Genomic DNA, 12,658 nt, shown 5'->3' on the forward strand with positions numbered 1-12,658 from the left:
GACTCGGACGGGTCGTCGGCGACGGATGGATCCGTGGGCTGCCGGGACTCCTAGCTCAGGGTGTGCGCGTGGTCCGGCACGGTGCGGAACCGGTCGCGCGCCGGGCGCTCGTAGGTGTCGGAGGTCGGGCGGGGCGGGATCTCGATCGGCTCGGGGTCGCGGTGCTCGTAGGGGATCTGCGAGAGCAGGTGCGTGATCGCGTTCAGCCGCGAGGAGCGCTTGTCGTCGCTCGGGATGGTCCACCAGGGGGCGTCGGCGTGGTCGGTCGCCTCGAACATCTCGTCCTTGGCCCGCGAGTAGTCCTCCCAGCGGGTGATCGACTGGAGGTCGGTGTCCGAGAGCTTCCAGCGCCGCATCGGATCCTCCAGGCGCGAGCGGAAGCGCTCCTCCTGCACGTCGTCGGACACCGAGAACCAGTACTTGATCAGGATGATGCCGTCCTCGACGAGCATCCGCTCGACCACGGGAGCCTGACGCAGGAACAGCCGGTACTGCTCGGGCGTGCAGTAGCCCATCACCCGCTCGACCCCGGCGCGGTTGTACCAGGAGCGGTCCATCAGCACGATCTCGCCGGTGGTCGGCAGGCGCTCGAGGTAGCGCTGGAAGTACCACTGGCCCTTCTCGCGCTCGCTCGGCGTCGGCAGCGCGACCACGCGCGCCGCCCGCGGGTTGAGGTACTGCATGATCCGCTTGATCGCCCCGCCCTTGCCCGCGGCGTCGCGGCCCTCGAAGACGACGACGACACGGGCGCCGGTCTCGATGACCCAGCGCTGCATGGTGACCAGCTCGATCTGCAGGCGCTCGAGCTCGGCCTCGTAGAGCGTCTTGCGGATGCGGTGCACGTGCGTGCTCGACTTCGTGCTCGACTTCGACATCCCGCGACGGTACGCCCGGGCGTCTCCGCTGTCAGGGGGGTAGTGCGGAGGCGGCCGTGCCTGCACCGCTGAGCGACCCCGCCCTCAGACCAGCCGCTCGCCCGCCGCCCAGACCTGCACGACCGAGTGGTCGGGCGCGATCGCCACGACGTCGGCCGCGAAGCCCGGCGCGAGGCGGCCGAGGCGGTCGTCGAGGCCGAGCGCCCTGGCCGGAGTCTCGGTGAGGGCGGCGACCGCCTCCTGCCGGCCGAGGCCGACCTGCTCGATCGCGATCCGGAGCGCCGCGTCCTGGGTGAGCGTCGAGCCGGCGATCGTGCCGGTCCCCTCGATCCGCGCGACGCCGTCGACGACGCTCACGGCGAGGGAGCCGAGGCGGTAGGCGCCGTCGGCGGATCCCGCGGCGGCCATCGCGTCGGTGATCAGCGCGACCCGGCCGGGGGCGGCCCCGAAGAGGGTCCGCGCGACGGGAGGCGCCACGTGGACGCCGTCGAGGATGAGCTCGAGCGTGATCCGCTCGTCCTCCGCGGCCGCGACGACCGGGCCCGGCTCGCGGTGGTGGATGCCGGGCATGGCGTTGAAGGCGTGCGTGAGCACCGTCGCTCCCGCCGCGAACGCCTCGCGGGTGAGCGCGTACGACGCGACGGTGTGGCCGACGGCGGCCACGACGCCTCCGTCGGCGATGCGCCGGATCGCGTCGAGCCCGCCCTCGAGCTCGGGCGCCACCGTGATCTGGCGGAGCACCCCGTCCCCGCTCGCGAGCAGGGCCGCGACGTGCTCGGGCGTCGGCGCGAGGAGGCTCTGCGGATCGTGGGCGCCGTGGTTGCCGGGCGAGAGGAACGGACCCTCGAGGTGCGCGCCGAGGATCAGCGGATCGCGGGTCATCGCCGCGCGGATGGTGGCGAGCGAGCGCTCCAGGGCGGGGAGCGGGTTCGCGACGAGGCTGAGCACCGAGCGGGTGGTGCCGTGCCGGCGGTGCAGAGCGAGGGCGGCGGCGATCTCATCGGGTCCGTCGTCGAACGATCCGTGCGCGCCGCCGTGGCCGTGCAGGTCGATGAAGCCGGGGACGAGCGTCGCCTCCCCCGCGTCGACGACGAGATCGGCCGCCGGGGCGCCGGGCCCCGAGCCGACCGCGCCGATGCGCTCGCCGTCGAGGAGGATCCAGGCGTCGCGGGCGTCCGTCCGCGCGTCGACCGCGCGCGCGCCGCGCAGCAGGACGGTGCTCACGCGGGCGCCGATCCGGTGAGCGACGGGCGGGCGCGGAGCCGCGGAAGCGAAGTCGTCCATGCCCCCATCCTCGCGCGCCCACCGGAACCGACGCTCGAGGGGGAGGCGGAATGCGGGTCGGGGCGAGGCGGCACCGCGGTGCGGGGCGGCGCAATACGACGGTGCGACGCCGGTCATCACGGCGAAACGCGAGGCGGGTTGACTGGGCTCACACCACGCCGAGGAGACCGCATGACCCGCGAGAGCAGCACCCCGACCGCCATCAGCGGAGTCGTCGTCCCCGGCGACCAGCGCGGCCGCCTCCTCGGCTTCCCGACGGCCAACCTGCCGCTCGCCGACGGCGGCGTCTCGGACGGCGTGTACGCCGGCACGGTGATCGACGCGACCGACGGCTCCGAGCACCTCGCCGCCGTCTCGATCGGCCGCCGCGCGAGCTTCTACGGCCGCGACGGCGTCCGCCTCCTCGAGGCGCACCTCCTCGACTTCGCGGGTGACCTGTACGGACACGCGATCACCGTCGAGCTGCACGCGAAGCTGCGCCCGCAGCGGCGCTACCGCGGGGCCGAGGCGCTCGTCGAGCAGCTGCAGCGCGACGTCGCCGCGACGCGCACCTGGGCCCGCGAGGAGTCCCGGCCCGACGCCGCAGGTCCCGAGCACCGCGGGCGCAGGCACCCCGTCGGCGCGCGCCGCCCCCGCGACGCGGAGTCCGCCGGCCGCCGCACCGCCGAGCGGCTCGCCGCCCTCGCCGGCTCGATCGACGGCGAGGCGACCCACGAGAGCGTCGCCGAGCGCAGCCGCCTCCCGCTCGACTACCTCCGCTGGGCCTACCCGAGCACGCAGGAGCTCCAGTCGGCCGTGCGGTCGGAGCGCGCACCCGAGAGCTGACGCGGGCGGCTGTAACCCAGGGTTTACGCGACACGCGATCAGGGCCTCAGAAGCCCACCTACGGTGGGTATTCGGGGCCGACCGCCCCCCGAGGAGGCACACGATGGACGACGACTTCGAGCTCGCGGAGGCCCTCGGCCGCGCCCGCGAGGGCAGCCAGCGCCGCATCCGCGAGCTCCTGCAGAGCAGCCCCCGCCGCGCCCACGCCCTGCTGCGCGCCAGCATCCGCCGCGGTCTGATCACCGAGAAGGACCTGGTCGAGGAGCACGACCTCGTCATGTCGATGATGATGAGCCGCAACTCCATCCGCAGCGCCCTGCAGCAGCTCGGCTCGGAGGGGCTCATCCGCCGCCGGCAGCGCATCGGCACCAACGTCGTCGGCAGCATCTGGGAGCTCCCCCTCCTCTCCCTCCTGCCCACGAGCGGCTGGGTGCTGGGCTCCGACTCGGTGCAGCACCCGGGCGGTCTCGAGATGACGTGCGAGGTCACCGACGTCAGCGAGGTGATCGCCCACCGCCACATCCGCGAGCGCCTCGAGCTCGACGGCGACCGCGTCGTGATGGCCGAGCAGCTCGTGACGATCGAGGGCGTCCCCGCGGGGATCATCGTCGGCTACCACCCGATCGCGGGCACGACGCCGCCCGGTGCGCGTCCGGATCCGCTCCCCTTCATCGACTCGGTCCGCGCGGCCCCCGGCAACCAGGTCGAGGCCACGGTCGAGGCGGTCAACGCCGACGAGCGCACGGCGCGGATCCTCGGCCTCAAGGAGGGCGCCGCGATCCTCACCCGCGAGACCCTCGTCCGCGACGCGGCCGGCGTGCCGCAGATCCTCGCCTACGGCCACTACCGCGGCGATCGCGTCGCGCTCTGGGCCGAGGACCCGGATGTGGAGGCGATGCGCTTCACCGCCCCTCCCGTCGCACAGCGCGCCGCCGACACCGCACCGGCGAATTGACGGCCACGGCACTCGAAGAGCCAGGTCAGCGCCCTTTTCCGCGTCGATGACGCGATGCGCAATCAGGTGTTGACGGCGACGACCCCCTCCCGAAATACCCACCGGCTGTACTGATCACGTCCCGACAGCACCGGTCGCGCTCCTGCGCGCACCCCCAGCACGAGGAGAGCGATCATGGTCCGCTTCGTCACACGACGGCTCGTCCAGGGCCTCGTCACGGTCTTCGGAGTCGTGACCGTCGCGTTCTTCCTCGTGCGCCTCTCGGGGAACCCGGCGGCGCTCCTGCTCGGGCCAGAGGCGTCGCAGGAGGACATCGCGCGCCTCTCGGCGAGCCTCGGCTTCGACCAGCCCCTTCTCTTCCAGTACACGGGATTCCTCGCGCGGGCCTTCACCGGTGACTTCGGCGACTCGCTGCGCCAGGGCACGCCCTCGCTCGAGCTCGTGCTGCAGCGGATGCCCGCGACCCTCCAGCTGGCCCTGACGAGCTTCGTGCTCGGCCTCGTGCTGGCGTTCGCGGTCGTGCTGATCCTGCAGCTGTCGGACTCGTCGCGGCTGCGGAACGCGGTGCTCTGGTTCGCCAGTGCCCGCCAGGCGATCCCGTCGTTCTGGTTCGGGATCCTGCTGGTGATGGTCTTCGCGGTGAGCCTCGGGGTCCTCCCCGCGCTCGGCAACAACTCGCCGCTGTCGATCGTCCTGCCCGCGGTGACGATCGCGACCCTCGAGCTCGCGCTCTACATCCGCCTGCTCGACACCGGCTTCGCCGATCAGTACCGGATGGACTACGTGCGCACCGCCTACGCGAAGGGGCAGCGGCGCAGCATCGTCATCCTGCGGCACATGCTCCCGAACGCGCTGCTCCCGGTGATCACGGTCGCGGGCCTCAATCTCGGCGCCCTGCTGGGCGGCACCGTCGTCGTCGAGCTGGTCTTCAACTGGCCCGGAGTCGGGCAGCTGCTCATGCAGTCGATCTCGGCCCGCGACTACACCGTCGTGCAGTCGGCGATCCTCGTCATCGCCGTGTTCTTCGTGCTCGTCAACGTCGTCGTCGACCTCCTCTACGCCGCCCTCGACCCGAGAGTGAGACTCCAGTGAGCCCCCGCGTCCCTCCGCAGCCCGCCACCACCGACGTGCGCGAGCCGATCGCGGTGCCGACCCCCGCCTCCGCCCGCACCTCGACGCAGGCGCTCGCGATCCAGCGGGTCCGGTGGCTGTTCCGCCGCCCGCAGCCCGGCTCGTCGCAGACTCCGCTGAGCGCGTCGTTCTACGTCGCCACCGCGCTCGTCGCCCTCGTGGTCCTCACGATCGTGCTCGTGCCGCTGCTGCCGTTCTTCGACCCCGACACCCAGGATCTGCGCGGGCGCTTCCTGCTGCCGCTCGCCGACCCGGCGCACCTGCTCGGCACCGACGCGCTCGGCCGCGACATGCTCTCGCGCCTCGCCGTCGCGGGCCGGGTGTCGCTGTCGATCGCGGTGCCGGCGGTGGCGCTCAACCTGCTGATCGGCGTGACGCTCGGCCTCATCGCCGGCTACTTCGGCGGGCGGCTCGACACCGTCATCTCGGCGCTGTCCGACATCCAGCTCGCGATCCCGATCATGCTGCTGCTGATCGCCATCGTCTCGGCGATCGGCCCGAGCGTGCTGACGCTGATCGTGGTGATCGGAGTCGCCAACTGGGTCGGCTACGCCCGCGTCGCCCGGGCGACCGCCTGGTCGCTCCGCGAGCGCGAGTTCATCTGGGCGCCGAAGACGCACGGAGCGACCCACGGCTGGATCCTGCGCAAGCACCTCGTGCCCAACGTGATCCCCGCGCTCGCGGTGCTCGTGCCGTTCGACCTCGGTGTGATCGTGCTGCTCGAGGCGGCGCTGTCGTTCCTCGGCCTCGGCATCCAGGCGCCCACCCCCAGCTGGGGCGGGATGATCGAGGAGGGTCAGACCTACCTCCGCGACAGCCCGATGATCACGATCCTCCCCGGCCTGATGCTCTTCATGCTCGTCGCCGGGCTCCAGTTCATGAGCCAGCGCCTCACCGGCGTCCAGTCGCAGAAGGCGGAGTAGCGCATGCCCCCCGAAGAAGCAGTCCCCGTCCTCAGCGTCCGCGACCTCGTCATCGAGGCGGGCCCGAAGGACGCGCCCGTGCACCTCGTCGACGGCATCGGCTTCGACGTGATGCCCGGAGAGGTCGTCGCGATCGTCGGCGAGTCGGGCTCGGGCAAGTCGATGACGATGCTCTCGACCATGGGCCTCCTGCCCCGCGGGGTGCGGGTGACGAGCGGCGAGATCCTGCTCGGCGGAGTCGACCTGCGCGCGGTCGACGAGGCGACGCTCCGCTCGATCCGCGGCGGCTCGCTCTCGATGATCTTCCAGGACCCGATGACCTCGCTGAACCCGGTGATGCGCATCGGCACCCAGATCGCCGAGATGATCACGCTGCACCGGAAGGGCCTCTCGAAGGCCGAGGTGCGCGCGGAGTCGCTGCGGCTGCTCGAGCTCGTGCACCTGCCCGATCCCGAGCGCCGGCTCCGCGCCTACCCGCACGAGCTCTCGGGCGGTCAGCGCCAGCGGGTGATGATCGCCATGGCGATCGCGCACGAGCCGGGGATGCTGATCGCCGACGAGCCGACCACGGCGCTCGACGTCACGGTGCAGGCGCAGGTGATGCGCGTGCTCCAGGAGGTGCGCGAGCGCCTCCGCTCCTCCCTGGTGCTGGTCACCCACGATCTGGGCCTCGTCGCCGAGAACGCCGACCGCGTGCTGGTGATGCACCAGGGGCGGATCGTCGAGAGCGGTACCGCGATCGACGTCTTCCGCGACCCGCAGGACGACTACACGAAGCGGCTCCTGGCGAGCATCCTGCCGGTGACGGGCACGGAGGCGCGGGCCGTCGCGCCGGTCGTCACCTCGGTCTCGCACCCGCACGCCGAGCCCGTCGTCGAGGTGTCGGAGGTCAGCGTGCACTTCCCGCAGCGCGGCGCCTGGGGCCGGGCGGCCGAGCCGTTCCGCGCCGTGGACGGCGTCTCGTTGCGCCTCGAGGCGGGCCGCACGCTCGGGCTCGTCGGAGAGTCGGGCTGCGGCAAGTCGACGCTGGTCCGCACGATCCTCGGGATGCAGAAGCCGACCGCCGGATCGGTGAGCTACCGCGGCACCGAGGTCTCCGAGCTGAGCGACCGGGCCCGCCGGCCGCTGCGCTCGTCGATCCAGGCGGTGTTCCAGGATCCGTACTCGTCGCTGGATCCGCGCCTGACGGTGCACGAGATCGTGGCCGAGCCGCTGCGCATCAACGGCCGCTACTCCGCCGCCCGCGTGGCCGAGGTGCTCGAGCAGGTCGGGCTCGCCCGCGAGTCGGCGAAACGCCGCCCCGCCGACTTCTCGGGCGGCCAGCGGCAGCGGATCGGCATCGCCCGCGCGCTCGCGCTGAAGCCCGACGTGCTCGTGCTCGACGAGCCGACCTCGGCCCTCGACGTGTCGATCCAGGCGCAGGTGATGGCGCTGCTCACCGAGCTGCAGTCCGAGCTCGGGCTCGCCTACCTCTTCGTCTCGCACGACCTCTCGGTCGTCAGGGCCCTCGCCGACGACGTCGCGGTCATGCACCGCGGGGTCTTCGTCGAGACCGGGCCGACCGCCTCCGTGTTCGACGCTCCGCAGCACGAGTACACCCGCTCCCTCCTCGCCTCCGCTCCCGTCCCTGACCCCACCCGCCGCCGGCGCACCCTCCCCGCCGCCGCCTGACCCGCTCCACAGCACCGCCTTCCCGCTCCTCCCGCGCTCTCCCGCGCCGGCCGGCTCCGCTCCCGCGCGCCCGGCCCTCGACGAAAGGCACTCCCCCATGCTCCGACGCACCCGGCACTCCGCCGCCGTGGCCTCCGCCGCCGCGGTCGCCCTCCTCCTCACCGCGTGCAGCGGCGAGGCCTCCTCGAGCGAGGGAGGCGGGTCGAGGGACTCGATCGTCGTCGCCCAGCCGAGCGACCTGGCCAACGCCGATCCCGTGATCGACAACGGGCTCTACAGCACCAACATCTTCCACGCGGTCTACGACCAGCTGACGACGGTCGACGGAGACGGCGAGCTCCAGCCGCGCCTCGCGACGGAGTGGACCGCGAGCGACGACGCGAAGACCTGGACCTTCACCCTCCGCGACGACGCGACCTTCACCGATGGCACGCCCGTCACCGCCGAGGACGTGCGCTTCAGCTTCCAGGCGGTCATCGACTCGCCCGACTCGCTGAACAAGATCTACACGAACAACATCGCGAGCATGGAGGTGACCAGCGACACCGAGATCACCTTCCAGCTCACGGCAGGCGACTCGGTCTTCACCCGCCGCGCGTACTACATCTCGATCGTCCCCGAGGCGTACTACACCGAGGTCGGCTCCGACGGCTTCGCGAAGGCGCCCATCGGCTCCGGCCCGTACACCTTCGAGAGCTGGACCCCCGGCGTCTCGACCGAGCTCGCCGCGAACCCCGACTACTGGGGCGGCGAGCCCTCGATCGCGAACGTGACCGTCGAGCCGATCGCCGACCCGGACGCGCGCCTGAACGGGCTGCTGTCGGGTGACATCGACCTCACCGCGATCACCCCCGCTCAGGTCGCCTCCGTCGACGGCTCCGGCTACACCGTCGCCGAGGGCCAGTCGAACCAGCTGATCTACGTCGGCTTCAACGAGACCTCCGGCGGCCCGCTCGCCGACGCCGACCTGCGCAACGCCATCAGCATGGCGATCGACCGCGAGACCATCATCGAGACGATCCACGACGGCTACGCGACCGTCGCGAACGCCTCCTCCGTCGCCCCGAACGTCAACGGCTTCGACGCAGAGCTGCCCGACCTCGCCTACGACCCCGACGCGGCCGCCGAGCTGGTCGAGTCCTCCGGCTACGACGGCAGTGCGATCCCCTTCCAGTACCCGACCGGCGGCAACGTGCCGAACTCGGCCGAGGTCGCCCAGGCGATCGCCTCGCAGCTCGCCGAGGTGGGCATCACCGTCGAGCTCGAGGGTGTGGAGTACTCCTCCTACGTGCTGCTGACCTCGTCGAAGTCGCACCCGGGCATGTACATCACCCAGTTCTCGCCGTCGATGATGGACGCCTCGACCACCCTGAACTACCTCTACGGCCCCACCGGCTACGCGATCTTCTCCGACCCCGACGTCGACGCCCTGATCGTCGAGGCCAACGCCACGGTCGACACCGACGCCCGCAACGACGTGATCGCCGAGATCTGGGCGCTGAACGCCGAGCGCACGCACCTCGCGAACATCGACTACACCGTCGCGACCTACGGAGTGGCCCCCGGCCTCGACTGGACGCCGCGCGCCGACGGCCATGTCGACTGGCGCGAGGCGAGCTGGCAGTAGCCGAGAGATCGAGAAGAAGGAGCACGCATGTACCTCGCCGACGACACCGGAGCGGCGCACGACTTCATCTGGATGGTGAAGAACGCGGTCGTGCCGCGACCCATCGCCTGGGTCGGCACCGAGAGCGCGAGCGGAGTGGGCAACCTCGCCCCGTTCTCGTACTTCACCCTGGTCACGATGGACCCGCCGACGCTGATGATCTCGTTCACCGGAGAGAAGGACTCGCACGACAACATCCGCGAGACCGGCGAGTTCGTGGTGAACCTGGTCACCGACGGACAGGCCGAGGTCGAGACGGCGACGGCGGCGATCACTCCGCCGTCGGTCGACGAGGCCGAGCTGCTCGGTCTCGAGGTCGTCGACTCGACCAGGGTCCGGCCGAAGCGCCTGGCGATGGCGAAGGTGGCGCTCGAGTGCGTGCTGCTGCGCGAGACCGAGGTGTACGACGCGAACGTGGTCTTCGGCCAGGTGCTCGCGGTGCACGCCGACGACGGGATCCTCGACCCGAGCGGGCGCATCGACATCGCGAAGTACCGCCCGGTCGCGCGCCTCGGCGGCTCGCTGTACACGACCGTCACGAGCGACTACAAGCACCCGGTGCCGGTGGCGACCGAGGAGTGGCTGGCGGCGCAGCCCGGTGGCGGGGCCGCCGCGCCGGTCGACCCCGAGGAGCTCGCGGCGGCGGCGGCCTGGTCGAGGGAGCAGGCGGCCGCGGCGGTGTGATCGGGCGGGGGCACGCGGTACCCCGCGGTCCCCCTCGTCGTCCTGTCCGCCTCCTTCTGCAGCGCCCTCGGCGCGACCGCCCTGCGCGCACCCGACCGGCGGCCTCGAGTCGTCGCCTCCCTCCGCGTCGCGGTCGGAACGATGTTCGCCGTCACCGGCGTCAGCCATTTCGTCGGCAAGCGCGAGCAGATGATCGCGATGGTGCCGGAGCGGCTGGCCGCGCCCGAGCTCCTCGTCTCGGCCACCGGAGTGCTCGAGCTCGCCGGTGCCACAGCGATGCTCTCGTCACGCCTCACCCCCTGGGCCGCGACCGGCCTCTCGGCCCTGCTCGTCGCGACGTCCCCCGCCAACGACACCCTCGCTCACTCGGGCGGTCCCCTCGAGTGGTCGCAGACGCTCGCCCCCCGGACCGCCCTGCAGGTCGCGTACCTCGCCGCGACGGCCGGCCTCGCCGCGTCCTCCTCCCGCGCCGTGAGGGCGACCAGCGCGCCCTCCCTGCTGTCTCCCCGCCGCACGCCGCCCTCCATGCTGGTCGAGTAGCCGCCGCAGGCGGCGTATCGAGACCCATCTCCGCCAGCGGATCAGGCTTCCAATCCGCCCTTCTGAAGCTGGTGGATCTCGATACGCCGCGTGCCGCGGCTACTCGATCAGCGAGGGACGGGGCCCGCCCGTGAGCCCATGAGCCCACGCTTCCCCGACGCCCTCCGCCCGACGCCCCCCGCCCTCCGCCCGCCGCCATCCCTGCTGGTCGAGAAGCCGCCGCAGGCGGCGTATCGAGACCCATCTCCGCCCGCGGACGAGACTTCGAACCTCGCCTTCTGAAGCTGGTGGATCTCGATACGCCGCGTGCCGCGGCTACTCGATCAGCGAGGGACGGGGCCCGCCCGTGAGCCCGAGCCCACGAGCCCACGCCTCCCCGACGCCCGCCGCCCTCCGCCCGCCGCCATCCCTGCTGGTCGAGTAGCCGCCGCAGGCGGCGTATCGAGACCCACCTCCCTAGCAACGTCCGCCATCCCGCCCCCGAAGCCTCCTCCACAGCCCCTCCCGCCCCGCGAGTCGTCCCGTTCGGGCCCTGCGCCCGCTCCGATGTCGGTCCTCCCTGCTTCAATATCCGTATGGCAGTTGCAGCACCGACCAGACCCGCGGAGGCGTCACTCGACGCGATCCGCGAGGGCGCCGACGACGTCGGCCGGCTCGCGCGCAACGCGTCGATGCACTTCCTCGCATCCGCCGAACGGCTGTACGACGTCTACCACCGGGCACTCGCGATCCCCCTCTCCTTCGCCCGCGGTGGCCTGTCGAGCAGCGAGTCGAACACCCTCGTCGAGCGCTCGCTCCGCGCCGAGCTCGCCAACGGATCAGGGGTGTCCGAGTGGGAGCTGTCGCGCGAGCTCGAGCGCGCCCACCTGCTGGTCGAGGACCTGCCGCTCACCCGCGCCGCGCTCGCAGCGGCCCGGATCCGGTGGCGGGCGGGCGAGGTGATCTGCTCGGTCGCCGCGTCGCTGCCGAAGGAGTCGCTCGCCGAGTTCGACGAGCGCGCCACCGAGCTCGCCCTCTCGAGGACTCCGACCCAGCTGCGCCGCGCGCTCGACAGGCTCCGCGACGAGCTGCACACCGAGCCGCTCGCCGAGCGGCACACGCGCGCGAAGCAGGACCGCGGAGTGTGGCTCACCCCCGAGATCGACGGAATGGCCACGCTCAGCGCCCTGCTTCCGGCAGCCGCCGCGCTCGCGGCGTACAGCCGCCTCGACCGCATCGCCCGCACGCTCCGCGACAGCGACGGCGACGTCGCTCGCGGTGCTCATACCGCTCAGGGTGACGAGCGGACCCTCGCGCAGCTGCGCGCCGACGCGCTCGCCGATCTGCTCTGCGACGGCGACGTCGCCGGCACGACACCGATCAGCGACGGGACCGAGGCGCCGCCGACCTTCGTTCCGGGTGTGCGCCCCGAGGTGCGGCTGACCCTGGCAGCGAGCACCGCCGCCGGCGTCGACGACGCGCCCGCCGATCTCGACGGCTACGGCCTCATCCCCGCCGACACCGCCCGCCACCTCGTCGGGGTCGCGGCGACCTTCACCCGCGTCCTCACCGATCCCGAGACCGGCGCCGTCGTCTCCGTCGGCCGCACCCACCGCGTCCCACCCCCGCGGATGCGCCTCCACCTGCAGCTGCGCGACCGGACCTGCCGCTTCCCCGGCTGCACCCGCCCCGCCTCCACCGCCGAAGCCGACCACACCCTCGAATGGCGCAACGGAGGCGACACCTCCCTCGACAACCTCCTCAGCCTCTGCACCGCCCACCACCACGTCCGCCACGGCGACCGCTGGACCTACCGCCTCCACGCCGACGGCACCGCCGACTGGACCACCCCCACCGGACGCCACGTCACCACCCGACCACCCGCACTCCTCCCGCCCGCACCCGCCCGGCCCGCCTTCCGCGAGCATCCGCTCTTCGCACCCTCACCGCAGCCGCCCCGCTCCACCGGGACACCACCGCCGTTCTGACGCGCCCAGCGCCTCCTCGCTCGCGGCCGCGACTCGACGCGCTCCGACCGGATCCGCCCGGCGGATACCGCGGCGAGCGCCGACGCGACCCGCGCGGGCGGCACCCGCCTCCCGGCGAATTCCCGCGCGCCGATCCG

11 protein-coding genes are annotated in these 12,658 nt (G+C 72.5%); 9 read left to right on the plus strand and 2 right to left on the minus strand.

Features of this window, described 5'->3' with window-relative positions; translation table 11 throughout:
• Nucleotides 1-50: 50 nt before the first annotated feature.
• Together ppk2 and GRS96_RS00010 are read right to left on the minus strand one after the other, a co-directional pair.
• Entirely contained in the window at nt 51-875 is an 825-nt protein-coding gene (ppk2, locus tag GRS96_RS00005; protein ID WP_159987378.1) for a polyphosphate kinase 2, read from the minus strand.
• An 84-nt stretch (nt 876-959) separates the two neighbouring features.
• Nucleotides 960-2,159 (minus strand): N-acetylglucosamine-6-phosphate deacetylase, encoded by a 1,200-nt coding sequence (locus GRS96_RS00010; RefSeq protein ID WP_159987379.1) that lies wholly within the window; start codon nt 2,157-2,159, stop codon nt 960-962.
• Nucleotides 2,160-2,330: 171 nt separating this feature from the next.
• Between GRS96_RS00010 and GRS96_RS00015 the strand changes: the two genes are divergently transcribed.
• From GRS96_RS00015 to GRS96_RS00060, 9 genes are all read left to right on the plus strand, one after another.
• Nucleotides 2,331-2,984 (plus strand): riboflavin kinase, encoded by a 654-nt coding sequence (locus GRS96_RS00015; protein WP_159853113.1) that lies wholly within the window; start codon nt 2,331-2,333, stop codon nt 2,982-2,984.
• Nucleotides 2,985-3,087: 103 nt separating this feature from the next.
• The gene (locus tag GRS96_RS00020; protein ID WP_159853115.1) at nt 3,088-3,939 is read left to right on the plus strand and encodes a GntR family transcriptional regulator; all 852 of its coding nucleotides are present in this window, start codon (nt 3,088-3,090) and stop codon (nt 3,937-3,939) included.
• A 174-nt stretch (nt 3,940-4,113) separates the two neighbouring features.
• On the plus strand, nt 4,114-5,031 hold the full coding sequence (locus GRS96_RS00025) for an ABC transporter permease (RefSeq protein ID WP_159853117.1): 918 nt from the start codon (nt 4,114-4,116) through the stop codon (nt 5,029-5,031).
• Entirely contained in the window at nt 5,028-5,993 is a 966-nt protein-coding gene (locus GRS96_RS00035; protein WP_204162002.1) for an ABC transporter permease, read from the plus strand. Before GRS96_RS00025 ends, GRS96_RS00035 begins: the two co-directional genes overlap by 4 nt.
• 3 nt (nt 5,994-5,996) lie before the next feature.
• Nucleotides 5,997-7,664, plus strand: coding sequence for an ABC transporter ATP-binding protein (locus tag GRS96_RS00040; protein WP_159853123.1), 1,668 nt, complete (start codon nt 5,997-5,999; stop codon nt 7,662-7,664).
• A 97-nt stretch (nt 7,665-7,761) separates the two neighbouring features.
• Complete coding sequence (locus tag GRS96_RS00045; RefSeq protein ID WP_159853125.1) at nt 7,762-9,291, plus strand: ABC transporter substrate-binding protein; 1,530 nt, start codon at nt 7,762-7,764, stop codon at nt 9,289-9,291.
• Between the two features lie 27 nt (nt 9,292-9,318).
• Nucleotides 9,319-10,014, plus strand: a complete 696-nt coding sequence (locus GRS96_RS00050) for a flavin reductase family protein (RefSeq protein ID WP_159987380.1) — start codon at nt 9,319-9,321, stop codon at nt 10,012-10,014.
• A gap of 81 nt (nt 10,015-10,095) precedes the next feature.
• Nucleotides 10,096-10,554: a DoxX family protein gene (locus tag GRS96_RS00055; RefSeq protein WP_268893231.1), complete on the plus strand. Its 459-nt coding sequence runs from the start codon at nt 10,096-10,098 to the stop codon at nt 10,552-10,554.
• A 575-nt stretch (nt 10,555-11,129) separates the two neighbouring features.
• Nucleotides 11,130-12,521: an HNH endonuclease signature motif containing protein gene (locus GRS96_RS00060; RefSeq protein WP_159987382.1), complete on the plus strand. Its 1,392-nt coding sequence runs from the start codon at nt 11,130-11,132 to the stop codon at nt 12,519-12,521.
• The last annotated feature ends 137 nt before the right edge of the window (nt 12,522-12,658 follow it).

Source organism: Rathayibacter sp. VKM Ac-2803, assembly GCF_009807175.1.
Lineage (GTDB): Bacteria > Actinomycetota > Actinomycetes > Actinomycetales > Microbacteriaceae > Rathayibacter.